The following is a 16,675-nucleotide window of genomic DNA, read 5'->3' as shown; positions in this document are numbered from 1 at the left end:
GAAAGCGGCCGGGCGCTGGACGTCGGCGCGCTTATTCGTTGCCGTTATCGGGTTTGGCTGCCTTGCCAGCGCCCGATGGCTTCTTGCGCGCGGCAGTGCTCTTGGCTGCGTCCTTCGTGGCCCCCTTCGGCGCGGTGCCACTCTTGCGCGCGGGGCCGGACGCGGACTTGTCCGTGCCAGCGGGATTGGCGGCGGGCTTTTCGTCCGGCTTCGCCGCCGCGGCGGGCGTACCGGTAGCAAAGCCGCTCATGCCGAACGGGGCAATGCTGGCCGCCGCCGCGCCGCTCGCGATCTGGTTGAACTGCTGCTGCAGCATGTCCCACCATAGCGATGCGTTGGGCGGCGGGGCCGTGTCCGCGCTCTTGCCTGACCCCGCCTGCGCGCCGGGTTCCGCCGCTTCCTGCGCAGAGGCCGCCGCTGCATCTGCCGGCTTGTCGCTGGCGGCAGGGCGCTGCGCAGAGGGCGAGGGCGAGGCACTCGGCGCATTGGCGGCGCGCGCGACGCTTTCCATTGCGTTCTGCATGGCCTCGGGCGACAGTGCATTGCCGAAGGTCTGCAGCGCGACCAGCGTGGCGCGCTGCACCTCCAGGCCCTGGATCGTGGTGTGCAGCAGGTTGGTGTTGAGCTGCAGCCAGCTTTCCACGGCCTTCAGGTCGTGGATGCGCTTGTCGAGGTCTTCGAGATCCATGGGGGGCGTCATGGCTGCCTGCAGGCCGGGCATCAGGCTGCCGGACAAGCCCGCGCCGCTGCCCCACAGCTTGCGCATGAATTCGAAGCCGTTGGTGAAATCAGGAATCTGTCCGAACATGTCATGCGCTCCGTGGATGGAGCAGCCGGGCAGGCAGGGGCGCCGCGGTCTGTCTCCGTCCTGTCTGGTTGGACTACTTGAACTCAGGCGGCCGCTTCTGGCGCAGGCTCGCCATGCCTTCGTGCACGTCGGGGCCGGCAAAGCCCATGAATTCGAGCGCCAGCGAGGAATCGAAGGCGGGGCCGGCCATGCGCAGCCAGTTGTTGAGAGCGTACTTGGTCCAGCGGATCGCCGTCTGCGAACCGGCCGCCAGCCGGTTTGCCACGTCGAACGCGCGCGCGACCAGTTCGTCCTCTTCCACCGCCAGCGAGACCAGGCCGATCCGCTCGGCTTCCTCGCCGCTGACCGACTCGCACAGCATCAGATAGTACTTGGCCTTGGCCATTCCGCACAGCAGGGGCCACACGATCGCAGCATGGTCGCCGGCCGCCACGCCCAGGCGCGTGTGCCCGTCGACGATGCGCGCGGTCTTCGCCGCGATCGAGATATCGGCCAGCAGCCCGGCCACCAGGCCCGCGCCCACGGCCGGGCCGTGCATGGCCGAGACCACCGGCTTGTCGCAGTTGATGACGTTGTAGACGAGGTCGCGCGCCTCGTGCCAGACGCGCGTGCGGGTCTCGAAGTCATTGGCCATGGCCTCCACCAGCGACAGGTCGCCGCCGGCGGAAAAGCCCTTGCCCTCGCCGCGGATCAGCGCCACGCGCACCTCGGGGTCGGCCGACACGTCGCGCCAGATCTCGGCCAGCTCGCGGTGCATATTGGCGTCCGCGGTGGCCAGCTTCTGGTTGGCCGATTGGGCCGCGCCCATGATGATTTCAAGGATCGGGCCATGCTGGCGCAGCGTGAGTGCGCGATAGCGTTCGTAGCGGGAAGAGAGCGGCGTGGGGGCTGGGGTCGGTATCGTCATGGCAGGGCTGCGCAATCGAAAAAGGGCCGTGCCGGGTGCATGGATCCATTTGGATCAATTCACAAACCGGTCGGTCGGTAAATTATATGCACATCCGGCACGGCCCTGTCCGGCCTGCGGTCTTGCTGTCAGGGCTGCGCCACGAGCTGGTCGATGGCGCCGAACACGGAATGGCCCTGTGCGTCGAACATCTCGATCTTCACCGCGTCGCCGAATTTCATGAACTCGGTGGAAGGCTTGCCGTCCTCGATGGTCTCGAGCATGCGCTTTTCGGCGATGCAGGCGTAGCCCTTCTTGCGGTCTACGTTGGAGATGGTGCCCGAGCCGACGATGCTGCCGGCGCGCACGTTGCGCGTCTTGCAGATATGCGCGATGAGCTGGCCGAAGTCGAACACCATGTCGGTGCCGCAGTCGGGATGGCCCACTTTCTTGCTGTTCCAGTGCACGGTCATCGGCAGGTGCACCTTGCGCTCGCGCCAGGCCTCGCCAAGTTCATCGGGCGTGACCGCCACCGGCGAAAACGCCGTGGCCGGCTTGCTCTGGAAGAAGCCGAAGCCCTTGCCGAGTTCCGCCGGGATCAGGTTGCGCAGCGACACATCGTTGGCCAGCATCACCAGGCGGATGGCCTCGGCGGCCTGCTCGGCCGTGGCACCCATCTTCACATCGCCGGTGATGACGGCGACCTCGGCCTCGAAGTCGATGCCGAAGGCTTCGCTGGCGCACACGATGTCGTCGTACGGGCCCAGGAAATCGTCGGAGCCGCCCTGGTACATCAGGGGGTCGGTCCAGAACTCGGGCGGCATCTCGGCGCCGCGCGCCTTGCGCACGAGCTCCACGTGGTTGACATAGGCCGAGCCGTCGGCCCACTGGTAGGCGCGCGGCAGCGGCGCCATGCAGTGCTTCGGATCGAACGGGAACGGGTGACGCGCGCGGCCCGCATTGAGGGCGTCGTACAGGTCCTGCAGTTGCGGCGCGTAGAAGGCCCAGTCGTCCAGCACGGTCTGCAGGCGGCCGGCGATATCGGCGGCGTAGTGGGCGGTCTTCAGGTCGCGCGAGACGACCGCCAGCTGGCCGTCGCGCGAGCCATCCTTGAGGGTGGCGAGTTTCATGGTCGGTAGAGCCTTGGCTTGATCAGGTCGGTGCTTGCGGTGCGGGAACATCGGGCGCACCGCATGCGGCGGCCGTTAGTCTACCGTGATGCCCTTGGCCTTGATGAGCTTGCCCCAGCGCTCGGCTTCGGCGTGCGCATATTGCGCGAACTCTTCCGGCGTGCTCGAGACCGGCTCCACGCCGACGCCTTCCATCCGTTTCTGCACCTCGGGACTCTTCAGCGCCTTGACCAGTTCGGCATTGAGACGGGTCACAACTGGCTTGGGCGTGCCGGCCGGCGCCACGACCCCTTGCCAGGCGTAGGCCTCGAAGCCGGCGACGCCGCCTTCGGCCACGGTCGGCACATTGGGCAGCACGGCCAGGCGCCTGGGCGTGGCCACGCCGATGGCGCGCAGCTTGCCGGCGGTGACGTTCTGCTGGCCCGACGCCAGGTCCACGAACATCAGGTCCACCTGTCCGGCCAGCAGGTCCTGCACGGCCGGTGCGGCGCCCTTGTAGGGCACGTGGGTCATCTTGATGTGGGCCTGGTCCATGAACAGTTCCATGGCCAGGTGGTGCGGGCTGCCGGCGCCCGGCGAGGCAAAGTTGACCTTGCCGGGGTTCTTCTGCGCGTAGTCGATGACTTCCTTGAGCGTCTTGGCCGGGAAGTTGGGCGCGGCCACCAGCACCAGCGGGAAGCGCGCCACCATGCCAACGTGCACGAAGTCCTTCTCGGCGTTGTAGGGCAGCTTCTTGTACAGGGACGGATTGGCAGCCAGCGTCGCGGTGTCGGCGGTCAGTACCGTGTAGCCGTCCGGCTTGGCGTGGGCGACGGCGTCAGCGCCGACGATGGTCGCCGCGCCCGGCCGGTTGTCGACCACCACCTGCTTGCCCAGCGCCGGGGAAATGGCCTGGCCCAGTGTGCGCGCCACCACGTCGGTGCCGCCGCCGGCCGGGTAAGGCACCACCCAGCGGATCGGCTGCGATGGCCATGCGTCTGTGGCACTGGCGGGTGCGGCGGCGCCGAGCGAAAGCACAGCAGTGGCGGCGAAGGCGGCAAAGGTACAGGTGGCGCGCAGCGCGGCGCGCGCGGGGCGGAAAGGCGTCATCGGGTGTCTCCGTCTGGTGTTCTCAGCCCGGCGTGGCTTGCGGCGCCGTGGTCCATACCGGACCGGCCGGCGCACCGGGTCTGTCGGCAAAGTCTACTCACCGTTTAAAAATTGGTAAATCGATTTCGCTATAGTAAATTTACGTAGGGATTTCGCCGGAGCCCCTGTGCTGGCGGCGGCGAATACCCCACAATCCTGCTGTGCTTCCCGCCTGCCCCCACTCACGCTGCCCCAACGCTCGCCCTGCATGACCGAACTTGACGAAGACGACGCCAAGCTGCGCTCCGGTATCCAGTCCATCGAGGTGGGTTTCAAGCTGCTGCAGGCGCTGGCCGCCTCGCCGCGCGCGATGATGCTGCGCGACCTTGCCGCCGCCGCCGAGATGAACCCGGCCAAGGCGCACCGCTACCTGGTCAGCTTCCTGCGGCTGGGGGCCGTGGCGCAGGACCCGGTAAGCGGGCGCTACGACCTGGGGCCGTTCGCCCTGCAACTCGGGCTGGCGGGCCTGAACCGGCTCGATCCGGTCAAGAAGGCGCGGCCGATCCTGTCGCAGTTGCGCGACGAGATCGACCTGACCGCGGGCATCGCCGTGTGGGGCAATCACGGGCCCACCATCGTGCACTGGGAGGAGTCGAGCCACCCGGTCACCGTCAGCCTGCGGCTCGGCGACGTGATGCCCATGCTGAACTCCGCCACTGGCCGCCTGTACGGCGCCTACCTGTCGCGCAAGCAGACCCAGCCGCTGATCGAGCGCGAACTGGCCGCGCGCGGGCAGGACGATGTGCCCGACATTCCGGCCAGCGCTGCCGACTACGATGCCATCTGTGCCGACGTGCGCGCGCATGGCGCGGCGCGTACGCGCGGCGGCGTGCTGCCCGGCATCAACGCCTTCTCGATGCCCGTGTTCGATGCCAACGGCCATCTGGCCATGGGTTTGATCGTGCTGGGCGCACAGAGCATATTCGATGCAGAATGGGGTGGTACGGTCGATCGCCGCGTGCGTGAGATCGCCCAACAGCTCTCATCGGAACTCGGCTACCTTGGCGCCGCCCAAACGGCCGGACGGACCGGCAACTCCTGATTCCCGCGCCGGATCCGGCGCCGACCCGCGCGCGTGGCGGCGCCGGCGCTGGATCCTCGTCATCTTGCTGGTGCTGCTCGTGCACATGCTGGCTGTGATCGGCTTCCTGCGCATGCCTGGCCCGCTGATTCCGCTCGATGTCAGCGAAACACCGGCGCTCGAGGCGGTACTGCTGCCGCCGCCGAAGCCGGTGCGCCCGCCCCCCGCCGAGCCAAAGCCCGCGCCAAAGCCACGCCCGGCGGCGCCGCAGCCCGCGCCCAAGCCGGTTGAAACGCCCCCAGAGCCGCCGGCGCCCGCCGTGGCGACATCCGAACGTGGCACCACGGAAACCGTTACCGGCTCCGGCGGCAGCGGTACCGCGCCGAACGCCACGCCTGCGCCTTCCCCGCCGGCCCCCCCGGGCCCACCCGCGCAGGACGGCGAGAAATACGTGGCGCCGCCTTCGGCCACCATGCACTACGCCAGCTTCGTCAACGGCGTGCAGAACCCGGATGGGCTGATCCGCTGGGAGCAGGATGGCAAGCGCTACCGCCTGTCGGTCGAGACGCGCGTGCTGTGGTTTCGCTTCGCATTCCAGAGCAGCGGCGCCATGACCGAGAACGGCCTTCTGCCGGAGCGCTATGAGGAAAACCGGCGTGGCAAGTCCGAAGCCGCGCGCTTCGACCAGGCCGCCGGCACGGTGGCGTTCTCGCCAGGCACGCAGGCGGCGCTGGCCCCGGGAGCGCAGGACCGGTTCAGCGTCTTCCTGCAACTGGTCGGGCGGGTACGCGGCAATCCGCAACGCTATGCGTCGCCGGGCGTCACCGAAACCTTCCAGGTGGCCGATACGCGCGACATGCAACCGATGCAGGTGCAGTATGTTGGAGAGGAGGAGATCGATATCGGCCGCGGCGTGGTACGCGCCAAGCATTTCGTGCGGCTGCAACGGCACGCCGGCGACCGGCGGCGCGTCGAGATCTGGCTCGCGCAGGCGCTTGGCTGGATGCCGGTGAGGCTGCGCCAGACCGAGCCGGACGGTACGCAAATTGACCTCGTCTATCGCAGTACCGAGGGCCAGTAACCGGACCTGCGGGGGCCTGCCCGCGTTCACCCGCCACCCCTTCAAGGAGTTTCGCCATGACCGCCAGCACCGTAGCCACCGCACCGAGCGAGACGCATCGCATCCACGTCGATGGCGTCGACCTGCACGTCCGCGTGGACGGCGCCGACGGGCCCTGGGTGATCCTTGCGCACGCGCTCGGCGCCAACCACACGCTCTGGGACGCCACCGCCCGCCACCTGTGCGCGCGCTATCGCGTCGTGCGTCCGGACATGCGCGGCCACGGCAGTAGCAGTGCCCCGGTAGGGCCCTACGCGATGATGCGGCTGGCCGACGACGTGGCGGCCATCATGGACGCGCTGCAGATCCCGCAGGCGCATTTCTGCGGCATTTCGGTTGGCGGCATGATCGGCCAGACGCTGGGCGTGCGCCATGCCGAGCGCCTGCTGTCGCTGACGCTGGTGGCGACCATCAGCCATACACCGCTCGACGCACACCCGATGTGGCACAACCGGATCGGGCAGGTCGAAGCGCATGGCATGTCGGGCCTGGCCGATGCCACGCTGGAGCGCTGGCTGACCGAACCTTTTCGCCATGCGCATGCTGACGAAGTCGCGCGCATCCGCGCCATGTTGCTGGCCACGCCGGTGCGCGGCTATGTCGGCGTGGGGCAGGCCATCATGGCATTCGATGCAGCCAGTGCGCTGCCTCGCATCCATTGCCCCACGCTGGTCGTGGCGGGCGAGCACGACCAGGGTGCGACGGTGGCCATGGCGCAGTCCATCGCCGCGGCGATTCCCGGTGCGCGGCTCGAAGTCTTGCCTGCGGCGCATCTGGTGCCGGTGGAGCAGCCAGACCGCTTCCACGCCGCCCTGGACAGCTTCCTTGGCCACGCCGCATGCGGCGGCCAATGCGACGTTCCATAACGCACAACGCAGTGATGTCCTATTCTCAAGAAACTTGTTGATGTTGCCGTTGCCCAACTTACTGAGACAGGTAACGTCGTATCCGTACGGCGGCCCGCACGCAAAACTTGAAATTGCCGGGGCCGCCCCTAGCTTGGAGGTAACGACCCGGCGCCCCCTCTCAATGCAACAATGAAAAGGCCGGCCGCCCAACCATGACGCCAGGAGGTGTGCCATGCAAATGATCTACAACAGCGACAACTACTGCATCGTCGAATTCGGTGCGGATGTCGAGCAAGCGCCTCTCGAATTCGGCGGTTACGAAATCGTCGACAAGAACATGAAGCGCGAGATTTTCCTCGGCGGCAAGCTGGCCGAGAATTTCCGCGCCGACGTGCAACGGTTGATTGAAAGCGAGCCGTCGGTGGAAGAGGTTGATGATTTCCTCGGGAAGTTCGATACGGTGATGACGCATCCGCTGGTGATGCATTGAGTGTCTGCTCTTTCCGCTCTTCCTGGCATCTGGCAACGCCCGCGGTGACGCGGGCGTTGTTGTTTTAGCCGTGGGATCAATATTGCTCCCACGGCAATCCCTCGAACCTCCAGCCGTTCACCGTATTCCGATGCCGCTCGGAATCGAGATCGCCTTCGAATCCGTGCAGCACGTTGTACACGTTCGCGAACCCGGCGCCTTCCAGGGCCCGCGCCGCGGCCGTGGAGCGGTTGCCGCTGCGGCAGATCAGCAGCACGGGCCGCGCCGAGACGTGCCCCGCCAGCTTTTTCACGACCTGCACGAAATGGGGATTCACCTCCCAGTCCGGGCCGTCATTCCACGGCACGTTGTGCGCGCTCTTGGGGTGGCCGACGAACAGGTACTCCATTTCGCTGCGGCAATCGATGAACAGTGTGTCGGGTGACTCCAGCAGCAGCTTCTGGGCGTCGGCGGGGCTGAGGTGTTCCATGGCAGGGCGGCGGAGCCGGCGGGAAGGTCGGCGATGGTGATCGTTACGCCTCTCAGTGTAGGCCCACCGCCCATGCACAGGCAACCTCGGGCACCCGCAAGGCCTTGATGCACCTGATAAAATCGGCCTCTTGACGATTTGTCCCGCCTATTCACCGTCCCCGCCATGAGTGCCCCTGACCAACCCACCGTGCGTCCCTATACCCGGGCTGCCAACCTGCCCCGGCTGCTGCGCGAGCGCATCCTGATCCTGGATGGCGCCATGGGCACCATGATCCAGCGCTACAAGCTCACCGAAGCCGACTATCGCGGCGCCCGGTTCACGGAACACAAGGTGGACGTGAAGGGCAACAACGAACTGCTGCTGCTCACGCGCCCGCAGGTCATCAGCGAGATCCACGAGCAGTACCTCGCCGCCGGCGCGGACATCATCGAGACCAATACCTTCGGTGCCACGGGCGTGGCGCAGGAGGACTACAAGATGGCCGACCTCGCGTACGAGATGAATGTCGAAGCGGCAAAACTCGCGCGCGCGGCCTGCGACAAGTACAGCACGCCGGACAAGCCGCGCTTCGTGGCGGGCGCGTTCGGCCCGACGCCGAAGACCGCCAGCATCTCGCCCGATGTTAACGACCCGGGCGCGCGCAATATCACGTTCGAGGAGCTGCGCGCGTCGTACTACGAACAGGGCAAGGGGCTGCTCGAGGGCGGTGCCGATGTGTTCCTGGTCGAGACGATCTTCGATACGCTCAACGCCAAGGCCGCGCTGTTCGCGATCGACCAGCTGTTCGAGGACACCGGCGAGCGCCTGCCCGTGATGATCTCGGGCACCGTGACCGATGCCTCGGGCCGCATTCTCTCGGGCCAGACCGTGGAAGCATTCTGGAACAGCCTGCGCCACGTGAAGCCTGTGACCTTCGGCCTGAACTGCGCGCTGGGCGCGACGCTGATGCGTCCGTACATCGCCGAACTGGCGAAGGTGTGCGACGTGGCGATTTCCTGCTACCCGAACGCCGGCTTGCCCAATCCGATGAGCGAGACCGGCTTCGATGAAACGCCGGAAGTCACCTCGTCGCTGGTGGAGGAATTCGCCGCGTCCGGCCTGGTGAACCTGGTGGGCGGCTGCTGCGGCACCACGCCCGAACATATTGCCGCGATCGCCCAGCGCGTGGCCAACAAGACCCCGCGCACCTGGCCGGGCCAGTACAGCGAAGCCGCCTGAGGCAGCGAGAAAAGAACATGAGCACGAACCAACTGCCCCCGCGCCCGATGCGCCTGTCCGGCCTGGAGCCGTTCACGATCGACGACGACACGCTCTTCGTCAACGTCGGCGAACGTACCAACGTCACGGGCTCGAAGGCCTTCGCCCGCATGATCCTGAACGGCCAGTTCGACGAGGCGCTGGCCGTGGCCCGCCAGCAAGTCGAGAATGGCGCGCAGATCATCGACATCAACATGGACGAGGCGATGCTGGATTCGAAAGCGGCGATGGTCCGCTTCCTGAACCTGATCGCCTCCGAGCCCGACATCGCGCGCGTGCCGATCATGATCGACTCCTCCAAGTGGGAAGTGATCGAGGCCGGCCTGCAGTGCGTGCAGGGCAAGCCCGTGGTGAACTCGATCTCGCTGAAGGAAGGCGAGGAGCAGTTCCGCCACCACGCCGAGCTGATCCGCCGCTACGGCGCGGCTTCCGTGGTGATGGCCTTCGACGAGAAAGGCCAGGCCGACACGTTCGCGCGCAAGACCGAGATCTGCAAGCGCAGCTATGACTTCCTGGTGAACGAGGTCGGCTTCCCGCCCGAGGACATCATCTTCGACCCGAACATCTTCGCGGTGGCGACGGGCATCGAGGAACACAACAACTACGCGGTGGACTTCATCGAAGCCACGCGCTGGATCAAGCAGAACCTGCCGTATGCGAAGGTGAGCGGCGGCGTGTCGAACGTGTCGTTCTCGTTCCGCGGCAACGACGTGGTGCGCGAAGCGATCCACACCGTGTTCCTGTATCACGCCATCGAGGCGGGCATGGACATGGGCATCGTCAACGCCGGCCAGCTCGGCGTGTACGACCAGCTCGACCCCGAACTGCGCGAGCGCGTGGAAGACGTGGTGCTCAACCGCCGCGACGACGCCACCGACCGCCTGCTGGAAATCGCCGACCGCTTCAAGGGCGGCGGCGCGAAGAAGGAAGAGAACCTTGCCTGGCGCGGCACGCCGGAGCAGCCCGTGCCGGTCGCGCAGCGCCTGGCGCATGCGCTGGTGCACGGCATCACCAACTTCATCGTCGACGATACCGAAGAGGCGCGCCAGGAAATCGCGGCGCGCGGCGGACGTCCGATCGAGGTGATCGAAGGCCCGCTGATGGACGGCATGAACATCGTCGGCGACCTGTTCGGCGCCGGCAAGATGTTCCTGCCGCAGGTGGTCAAGAGCGCGCGCGTCATGAAGCAGGCGGTGGCTCACCTGCTGCCCTTCATCGAGGAAGAGAAGCGACTGCTGGCCGAGGCCGGTGGCGATGTGCGCTCGCGCGGCAAGATCGTGATCGCCACCGTGAAGGGCGATGTGCACGACATCGGCAAGAACATCGTGTCGGTGGTGCTCCAGTGCAATAACTTCGAAGTGGTCAACATGGGCGTGATGGTTCCGTGCAACGAGATCCTGGCCAAGGCCAAGGTCGAGGGCGCGGACATCGTCGGCCTGTCGGGGCTGATCACGCCGTCGCTCGAAGAGATGGCCTACGTGGCCTCGGAAATGCAGCGCGACGACTATTTCCGCGTGAAGAAGATCCCGCTGCTGATCGGCGGTGCCACGACTTCGCGCGTGCATACGGCGGTGAAGATCGCGCCGAACTATGAAGGCCCGGTGGTGTACGTGCCGGACGCTTCGCGCTCGGTCAGCGTGGCGTCGAGCCTGCTGTCGGACGAAGGCGCGGCGAAGTATCTCGACGAGCTGAAGACCGACTACGAGCGCATCCGCACGCAGCACGCCGGCAAGAAGGCCACGCCGATGGTGACGCTGGCCGAGGCGCGCGCCAACAAGACGCCGATCGACTGGAGCGCCTATGTGCCGCCGAAGCCCAAGTTCATCGGCCGGCGCGTGTTCCGCAACTATGACCTGGCGGAACTGGCCAACTTCATCGACTGGGGCCCGTTCTTCCAGACCTGGGACCTGGCCGGCAAATTCCCGGACATCCTCAACGACGAGATCGTCGGCGAGTCCGCGCGCCGCGTGTTCTCGGACGGCAAGAGCATGCTGTCGCGCCTGATCCAGGGCCGCTGGCTGACCGCCAACGGCGTCATGGCGCTGCTGCCGGCCAATACCGTCAATGACGACGATATCGAGATCTATACCGACGAAACCCGCAGCAAGGTCGCGCTGACCTGGCACAACGTGCGCCAGCAGAGCGAGCGCCCGGTGGTCGACGGCGTGCGCCGTCCGAACCGCTGCCTGGCCGACTTCATCGCGCCGAAGTCGTCTGGGGTGGCGGACTATATCGGCCTGTTCGCGGTCACCGCCGGCATCGGCGTCGACAAGAAGGAAGCGCAGTTCGAGGCCGACCACGACGACTACAGCGCCATCATGCTCAAGGCGCTGGCCGACCGCCTCGCCGAGGCTTTCGCCGAGTGCCTGCACGAGCGCGTGCGCAAGGACCTGTGGGGCTATGACGCGGCGGAGCAGCTTTCCAACGACGAGCTGATCGCCGAGCAGTATCGTGGCATCCGTCCGGCGCCCGGCTACCCGGCTTGCCCGGAGCACACCGTCAAGGGCCCGATGTTCAGCTTCCTCGATGCGGCCGAGATCGGCATGGGCATCACCGAATCGCTGGCGATGACGCCGGCCGCGTCGGTCAGCGGATTCTACCTGTCGCATCCGGACTCGACCTACTTCACGATCGGCAAGATCGGCCAGGACCAGCTCGACGACATGGCGGCCCGCCGCCACGAGGACCGCAACGCCGTCGCACGGGCGCTGGCACCCAACCTGTAACTGCATGCGTCGCCCGAGCGCCGCGATCGCGCGGCGCCCGCGTGGCGCAGGTCCTTGATGCGGCAGGAAATCCGCCTTGCATCGCAGCATGGAGGGGCGCAAGCGCTGTTCGCGCCGCTTCACAACTCCTTACACTGCATTGCAATCGCTCACAGACCGGGGCCGGACGCGCCCCTAGACTGGCTCCAAGTTCACGTGAACAACAGCGTGGATGCCGCAGCGAATGTTTCGCCGCGGATCACCCTGAAAGGAGCCTTTCCATGAAGAAACTGCTGATCTCCCTGTCCGCCCTGTCGATCGCTGCTGCTTCGTCGCTGGCCATGGCGCAAGGCACTGGCACCGCCACGGGCAACGCCGGGGTCAGGGCCGACGTCGGCGCCGCGGTGAACGCGCCGGCTCCGGCTGCAGGTGGCGCGCAAGCAGGTGTGGGCGCATCGACTTCGCTGGACAAGGGCGCGGCGGCCACATCGGCCACCTCGGTCGACATGGGCAGTGCCGCCAGTGCAGATGCCGGCACCAAGGCCAAGAGCAAGCACAGCGCGAAGTCGCACAAGAAGGACAAGGCCGACGCCAGCCTGGGCGCCAGCGCGGGCGCCGAAGCGGGCGCCAAGGCCCAGTAAGCCGGGCCGGCCGCATCTGGCCCGACGGGGCCGATGCGGCCTGATGCATCGCAGCAGAGCGGGACGGACCTCCAGCCGTCCCGCTTTGCTTTTGTGCTCTCGGCCGTCCATGCGGCGCGGCAGTAGCGCTATCTGTGCCGCACTTGTCCCTTCCTCTCTCGTGCCGGTGTCTTTTGCGCCGGCGCATCAATGTCAGCCTGACACCGACAGTCTGCAGCCGCTTGCGGCACTACAATGCAAACACAGCAAGCGGTTCCGCCTGCACCCGAGTTGACTGGGCGAAAGCCCTACCAGTGGAGCCCATGATGATCCGCGTCCTGATCGCCGATGATCACGAGATTGTTCGCGCAGGGCTGCGCCAGTTTCTTGCTGATGAGCCTGATATCCAGGTCACCGGCGAGGCCGGCAGTGGCGACGAAGTCATGGCGCAATTGCGCGACGGCGAGTTCGACGTGCTGGTCCTCGACATTTCGATGCCCGAACGCAACGGCATCGATGTGCTCAAGCTGATCCGCCAGCGCAAGCCGGACCTGCCTGTGCTGATCCTCTCGACCTATCCCGAAGACCAGTACGCAATCAACCTGATTCGCGCGGGGGCTTCGGGCTACCTCACCAAGGAAAGCGATCCGGACGACCTGGTCAAGGCCATCCGCACCGTGGCCCAGGGCCGCCGCTATGTCAGCGCGGCCGTGGCGGACTTGCTGATCGGCGGGCTCGACAAGCCGACCGAGCAGCCGGTGCACCAGATGCTGTCGGAGCGTGAATTCCAGATCTTCTGCAAGTTGTCGCGCGGCCAGTCGGTCTCGGTGATCGCGGATGAGCTTTTCCTGAGCGTGAAGACCGTCAGCACCTACCGTTCGCGCATCCTGGAGAAAATGGGCATGAAGACCAATGCCGACCTGACCTACTACGCCATCAAGAACGGCCTGGTCGAATGACGGACAGGCGAACCCGCTGCGCAGACCGCATGGCGGGCCGGCTGCAACCACCCCACTGAACGTAGAAGAATGTCGGAGCAGGCTTCGAACTCCCCCCACCGGGCACTGCGCGTTCTGCTGATCGAGGATTCGGCAGTGCTGCGGGGCATGCTCCTCGAATACCTGAGCGACTTCCCGTATGTGCGCAGCGTCGACTGGGCCGATACCGAGGCCATGGCGCTGCGCATGGTGAGCGGCGACATGCCCTATGACGTGGTGATCGTCGACCTGCAGCTGCGCCAGGGCAACGGCATCAACGTGCTGCGCGCGATGCAGCGCGAAGGCTTGCCGGGCCTGCGCATCGTTTATACCAACCACGCGCAGGTGTCGATGTACCGCAGCCAGTGCGCCGACGCCGGGGCCGACTACTTCTTCGACAAGTCGCTGGAGCTCGAACAGGTGTTCCGCGTCATCGAGGAACGCGCGGCCGCCGGTTCCTGACCCTTTTCCTCTATTCCGCCTTTTCCTCTATTCCGGCTGGACTTCGGCCGGTTCTTCCGCAGGTGCCAGGATCGACGCGGCGAGCGGCACCTCGACGCGGATGCTCACCCCGGTGTTGGGCGAGGACACGATCTCCATGCTGCCGCCAAGCGCCGTCACGCGCTGTTCCATGCCCAGCAGGCCATGGTGGCCGGCGGTGCTGCCGGCATCGAAATCAGGCGGCAGGCCCTTGCCGTCGTCGTGGATCGTCAGCGTGAGCTGCTCGTCCGTGCAGCCCAGCGACAGGCGGATATGGGTCGCCTGCGAATACTTGCTGGCGTTGGTGAGGGATTCCTGGGCGATGCGATAGAGCGCAATCGCGGCGGTGTCGCTCAGGCGCGGCAGGTCTTCCGGCACGTCGACTTCGGACTCCCAGTGATTGCGCCCCGCGACGTCCTCGACGAGCTGGCACAACGCGGCCCGCAGGCCGAGATTGAGCAGCACGGTGGGGCGCAGGTCTTCGATCAGGCGGCGCTTGATCTGGATGCCCTGGTCCACGTGGAGCATGACCCGCGTCAGCTTGTCCGCGGCTTCCGGCTGGCTTTCCTGCACGCGCCGGCGGACCCAGTGCAGGTCCAGCTTGATCGCGGTGAGGATGGCGCCGAGCTCGTCGTGCAGTTCGCGCGCGAGGCGGGTCTTCTCGTCTTCCGTCACGCGTTGCAGGTGGCCCGCGAGCGCCGATAGCTGGCGCGTGCGCGCGCGCACCTTGCGGTCCAGCCGGACGCCTTCCTCCTCGGCCTGCGTGCGTCCTGCTTCGGACAAGGTCAGGCGCTTGGCATGGCCCAGGCCAACGGCGATCAGTAACACGATATTGATGGCGGTCAGCAGGGCGATGCCGTAACGCGACAATTGCACATCGCGCTCGGCGCCCTCCAGCCGATGCGCGACGGTTTCGGCTTCGCGCGCCTGCAGCGCGTCCAGGCCGCGGCGCGCGTTGTCCATGGTCTGCTTGCCATAGTCGGTGCGCACCAGGTCCAGCGCCACCGCCAGGTCGCGCTTGCCGTATAGCAGCGTCAGCGCCATTTCATTGAGCTTGCTGCTGATCTGCTTGGAGGTCTCGCCGAACAGCTTGAGACCTTCGGCATCGTTGGCGTAGTCCGCGCGGATGCGCGCCATCAAGTCGTTGATGCGCGGCAGCGCCTGGTAGTAGGGCTCCAGATAGCTGTCCTTGCCGGTCAGCAGGAAGCCGCGTTCGCCGGCCTCGGCATTGACCAGCTCGCCGTTGAGCGCGGCCAGCTGCGTCTGCACGCGCTGTGAGCGGATGACATCGTTGTAGCTCTCGCGCAGGCGGATATTGCCGGTCTCGGAGGCGACCAGTACCGCCAGGGTCAGCAGGATGCCGCCAGCGAGCAGCAGGGTATGGGGCAGGAAAGACTGCTTGAACTGCTTGAACATGAGGCAATTCCTCGGTGAGGCGCTTGCCGCCGGGGTGTGGTCATGGGATCACATCCCAGGGGTGGGGTCAACCAGCAATTGTGACCACGGCCACGTCGCGCAGGGCGGTCGTGATGCGCGCGTGCCGCCGCCGGACGGCACTGTAGGACTCGGCTGACAGCGGAATCGGCCCGCTGTCGGTGTCTGTGCCGGGGACGGCTTCCTACGATGAGGCTATGAGCTTGTCCGTCACCGCGCAAGCCCTAACCGGCGACCTGTCCGTCAGGCGGGCAGGCGCCACCATCGGGAGTTCCAGTCATGCTGCAATATGCACTCGTCTTTTTCGTTATTGCGCTGATCGCCGCGGTTTTCGGTTTTGGCGGTATTGCTGCCGGCGCCGTAGAGATCGCAAAGATCCTGTTCTTCATCTTCCTGATCGTGGCACTGGTCGCGGCCGTCATGGGTCTGGTCCGCAGACGGTGACGCGCATCCGCGCCCCCTAACTGTGCCCTGAGGAGTAGTCCTATGCTGACGCAGAACCCGAATGTCCGGAAGGAAATCAACCACCTTGCCGACAGCGCAGACAGCACCATTCGCCGGATCCGGCACGCGGCGCGCGACACGCGCGAAGCGGCAGGACCGATCTCGGACGAGGTGAGATCCCTGATCGCCCAGCTTCAGCACACCATCGAGGTGCTGGCGAGCGAAGGATCGGAGCAGAGCCTGAACGCCGGGCGCCGCCTGCGCGAACGTGCCGCCGAGATGACCGACCGCCTGCGTGCGCAGGCCGGAGACAGCGTCACCCACGTGCGCGAACGCATGGACGGAGCGGTGGTGCAGGCGCAGCAGCGGGTGGCCGAATCCCCGCTCAAGTCAGTGGGGCTGGCCGCCGCGATCGGTGCGCTGATCGGCTTGTTGCTGGCGACTCGTCACCGGGAGTAGCACGCTGCGGCCGTCCGCGGGCAGGTGCGACGGCCACGGTGACATTCCCCCCTTGTCCGGATGGCATTCACGTTCCGGAAGCCTGGCTCCGCTGTGGCGGTGTCGGGCATTTTTTTTGGTTGTTTGGTGGAATGGGTAATGATGAGGTTGTCGTGCTTGGCGGGCGCTGCTGTTTCGCCGGCGTAGCCGGCGAGTCACTTTTTGTCCGAGCGACAAAAAGTAACCAAAAAGCGCGTTTACTTGCCCTAGCGGGCGAATATTGATCGTAGTGTGCTGCGGGTGTTGTACGGGTATGAACTTCAGAGTGTGCCTGGCTGCCTGCCGCGTGGTGCACGTCCGTGGGCAGGATTAGAGCGCTGATTGAACGAGCCCCGAAACTGTCCGTGGTCCCTGCTG

General features: G+C 66.2%; 17 protein-coding genes. 11 read left to right on the top strand and 6 right to left on the bottom strand.

The features are described from left to right. Positions 1–31: 31 nt before the first annotated feature. The 4 genes from AC3FNH_RS21130 to AC3FNH_RS21115 all read right to left on the bottom strand — a co-directional run bounded on the left by AC3FNH_RS21130 (position 32) and on the right by AC3FNH_RS21115 (position 3,913). Complete coding sequence (locus tag AC3FNH_RS21130) at positions 32–808, bottom strand: PhaM family polyhydroxyalkanoate granule multifunctional regulatory protein (RefSeq protein WP_276099133.1); 777 nt, start codon at positions 806–808, stop codon at positions 32–34. Between the two features lie 73 nt (positions 809–881). Continuing rightward, the gene (locus AC3FNH_RS21125) at positions 882–1,715 is read right to left on the bottom strand and encodes an enoyl-CoA hydratase/isomerase family protein (protein WP_488721446.1); all 834 of its coding nucleotides are present in this window, start codon (positions 1,713–1,715) and stop codon (positions 882–884) included. Positions 1,716–1,843: 128 nt separating this feature from the next. Next, positions 1,844–2,824, bottom strand: a complete 981-nt coding sequence (locus tag AC3FNH_RS21120; RefSeq protein WP_276099135.1) for a fumarylacetoacetate hydrolase family protein — start codon at positions 2,822–2,824, stop codon at positions 1,844–1,846. A gap of 75 nt (positions 2,825–2,899) precedes the next feature. After that, positions 2,900–3,913, bottom strand: a complete 1,014-nt coding sequence (locus tag AC3FNH_RS21115; RefSeq protein WP_276099136.1) for a Bug family tripartite tricarboxylate transporter substrate binding protein — start codon at positions 3,911–3,913, stop codon at positions 2,900–2,902. 247 nt (positions 3,914–4,160) lie between these two features. Between AC3FNH_RS21115 and AC3FNH_RS21110 the strand changes: the two genes are divergently transcribed. The 4 genes from AC3FNH_RS21110 (at position 4,161) to AC3FNH_RS21095 (ending at position 7,431) form a co-directional block, all read left to right on the top strand. Further along, on the top strand, positions 4,161–4,994 hold the full coding sequence (locus AC3FNH_RS21110; RefSeq protein ID WP_488721445.1) for an IclR family transcriptional regulator: 834 nt from the start codon (positions 4,161–4,163) through the stop codon (positions 4,992–4,994). 85 nt (positions 4,995–5,079) lie between these two features. Continuing rightward, positions 5,080–6,054: a DUF3108 domain-containing protein gene (locus AC3FNH_RS21105; RefSeq protein ID WP_488721499.1), complete on the top strand. Its 975-nt coding sequence runs from the start codon at positions 5,080–5,082 to the stop codon at positions 6,052–6,054. A 56-nt stretch (positions 6,055–6,110) separates the two neighbouring features. After that, positions 6,111–6,959 carry an alpha/beta fold hydrolase gene (locus tag AC3FNH_RS21100; protein WP_488721444.1) on the top strand — a complete coding sequence of 283 codons (849 nt, stop codon included), beginning with the start codon at positions 6,111–6,113 and terminating at the stop codon, positions 6,957–6,959. Positions 6,960–7,173: 214 nt separating this feature from the next. After that, positions 7,174–7,431 carry a BTH_I0359 family protein gene (locus tag AC3FNH_RS21095; protein WP_011296306.1) on the top strand — a complete coding sequence of 86 codons (258 nt, stop codon included), beginning with the start codon at positions 7,174–7,176 and terminating at the stop codon, positions 7,429–7,431. A 76-nt stretch (positions 7,432–7,507) separates the two neighbouring features. Here AC3FNH_RS21095 and AC3FNH_RS21090 read toward each other — a convergent pair whose 3' ends face one another. Further along, positions 7,508–7,900: a rhodanese-like domain-containing protein gene (locus AC3FNH_RS21090; RefSeq protein WP_276099139.1), complete on the bottom strand. Its 393-nt coding sequence runs from the start codon at positions 7,898–7,900 to the stop codon at positions 7,508–7,510. Between the two features lie 165 nt (positions 7,901–8,065). Between AC3FNH_RS21090 and AC3FNH_RS21085 the strand changes: the two genes are divergently transcribed. From AC3FNH_RS21085 to AC3FNH_RS21065, 5 genes are all read left to right on the top strand, one after another. Beyond that, positions 8,066–9,121 carry a homocysteine S-methyltransferase family protein gene (locus AC3FNH_RS21085; protein ID WP_488721443.1) on the top strand — a complete coding sequence of 352 codons (1,056 nt, stop codon included), beginning with the start codon at positions 8,066–8,068 and terminating at the stop codon, positions 9,119–9,121. Between the two features lie 17 nt (positions 9,122–9,138). Then, positions 9,139–11,886 carry a methionine synthase gene (gene metH / locus AC3FNH_RS21080; protein ID WP_488721442.1) on the top strand — a complete coding sequence of 916 codons (2,748 nt, stop codon included), beginning with the start codon at positions 9,139–9,141 and terminating at the stop codon, positions 11,884–11,886. Positions 11,887–12,146: 260 nt separating this feature from the next. Beyond that, positions 12,147–12,506 carry a hypothetical protein gene (locus AC3FNH_RS21075; RefSeq protein ID WP_488721441.1) on the top strand — a complete coding sequence of 120 codons (360 nt, stop codon included), beginning with the start codon at positions 12,147–12,149 and terminating at the stop codon, positions 12,504–12,506. Between the two features lie 305 nt (positions 12,507–12,811). Continuing rightward, positions 12,812–13,444 (top strand): response regulator, encoded by a 633-nt coding sequence (locus AC3FNH_RS21070; protein WP_276100871.1) that lies wholly within the window; start codon positions 12,812–12,814, stop codon positions 13,442–13,444. Between the two features lie 69 nt (positions 13,445–13,513). Beyond that, positions 13,514–13,924, top strand: a complete 411-nt coding sequence (locus AC3FNH_RS21065; RefSeq protein WP_276099143.1) for a response regulator — start codon at positions 13,514–13,516, stop codon at positions 13,922–13,924. Positions 13,925–13,951: 27 nt separating this feature from the next. Here AC3FNH_RS21065 and AC3FNH_RS21060 read toward each other — a convergent pair whose 3' ends face one another. Then, positions 13,952–15,358, bottom strand: coding sequence for a sensor histidine kinase (locus tag AC3FNH_RS21060; protein ID WP_488721440.1), 1,407 nt, complete (start codon positions 15,356–15,358; stop codon positions 13,952–13,954). Between the two features lie 297 nt (positions 15,359–15,655). Here AC3FNH_RS21060 and AC3FNH_RS21055 point away from each other — a divergent pair, with 297 nt between their 5' ends. Together AC3FNH_RS21055 and AC3FNH_RS21050 are read left to right on the top strand one after the other, a co-directional pair. After that, positions 15,656–15,820: a DUF1328 domain-containing protein gene (locus AC3FNH_RS21055; protein ID WP_211946877.1), complete on the top strand. Its 165-nt coding sequence runs from the start codon at positions 15,656–15,658 to the stop codon at positions 15,818–15,820. A gap of 42 nt (positions 15,821–15,862) precedes the next feature. Next, the gene (locus tag AC3FNH_RS21050; protein WP_276099145.1) at positions 15,863–16,279 is read left to right on the top strand and encodes an ElaB/YgaM/YqjD family protein; all 417 of its coding nucleotides are present in this window, start codon (positions 15,863–15,865) and stop codon (positions 16,277–16,279) included. Positions 16,280–16,675 lie beyond the last annotated feature (396 nt).

Source organism: Cupriavidus sp. 22TCCZM01-5 (assembly GCF_057798915.1).
The sequence above is the reverse complement of the archived record's forward strand: the minus strand, read 5'-3'. Positions and strand labels throughout refer to the sequence as shown.

Coding starts and splice junctions, on each gene's coding strand:
- AC3FNH_RS21050 (WP_276099145.1), top strand. CDS start 15,863: ATGCTGACGCAGAACCCGAATGTCCGGAAGGAAATCAACCACCTTGCC.
- AC3FNH_RS21120 (WP_276099135.1), bottom strand. CDS start 2,824: ATGAAACTCGCCACCCTCAAGGATGGCTCGCGCGACGGCCAGCTGGCG.
- AC3FNH_RS21130 (WP_276099133.1), bottom strand. CDS start 808: ATGTTCGGACAGATTCCTGATTTCACCAACGGCTTCGAATTCATGCGC.
- AC3FNH_RS21115 (WP_276099136.1), bottom strand. CDS start 3,913: ATGACGCCTTTCCGCCCCGCGCGCGCCGCGCTGCGCGCCACCTGTACC.
- AC3FNH_RS21070 (WP_276100871.1), top strand. CDS start 12,812: ATGATCCGCGTCCTGATCGCCGATGATCACGAGATTGTTCGCGCAGGG.
- AC3FNH_RS21060 (WP_488721440.1), bottom strand. CDS start 15,358: ATGTTCAAGCAGTTCAAGCAGTCTTTCCTGCCCCATACCCTGCTGCTC.
- AC3FNH_RS21055 (WP_211946877.1), top strand. CDS start 15,656: ATGCTGCAATATGCACTCGTCTTTTTCGTTATTGCGCTGATCGCCGCG.
- AC3FNH_RS21125 (WP_488721446.1), bottom strand. CDS start 1,715: ATGACGATACCGACCCCAGCCCCCACGCCGCTCTCTTCCCGCTACGAA.
- AC3FNH_RS21095 (WP_011296306.1), top strand. CDS start 7,174: ATGCAAATGATCTACAACAGCGACAACTACTGCATCGTCGAATTCGGT.
- metH (WP_488721442.1), top strand. CDS start 9,139: ATGAGCACGAACCAACTGCCCCCGCGCCCGATGCGCCTGTCCGGCCTG.
- AC3FNH_RS21090 (WP_276099139.1), bottom strand. CDS start 7,900: ATGGAACACCTCAGCCCCGCCGACGCCCAGAAGCTGCTGCTGGAGTCA.
- AC3FNH_RS21110 (WP_488721445.1), top strand. CDS start 4,161: ATGACCGAACTTGACGAAGACGACGCCAAGCTGCGCTCCGGTATCCAG.
- AC3FNH_RS21065 (WP_276099143.1), top strand. CDS start 13,514: ATGTCGGAGCAGGCTTCGAACTCCCCCCACCGGGCACTGCGCGTTCTG.
- AC3FNH_RS21085 (WP_488721443.1), top strand. CDS start 8,066: ATGAGTGCCCCTGACCAACCCACCGTGCGTCCCTATACCCGGGCTGCC.
- AC3FNH_RS21105 (WP_488721499.1), top strand. CDS start 5,080: ATGCTGGCTGTGATCGGCTTCCTGCGCATGCCTGGCCCGCTGATTCCG.
- AC3FNH_RS21075 (WP_488721441.1), top strand. CDS start 12,147: ATGAAGAAACTGCTGATCTCCCTGTCCGCCCTGTCGATCGCTGCTGCT.
- AC3FNH_RS21100 (WP_488721444.1), top strand. CDS start 6,111: ATGACCGCCAGCACCGTAGCCACCGCACCGAGCGAGACGCATCGCATC.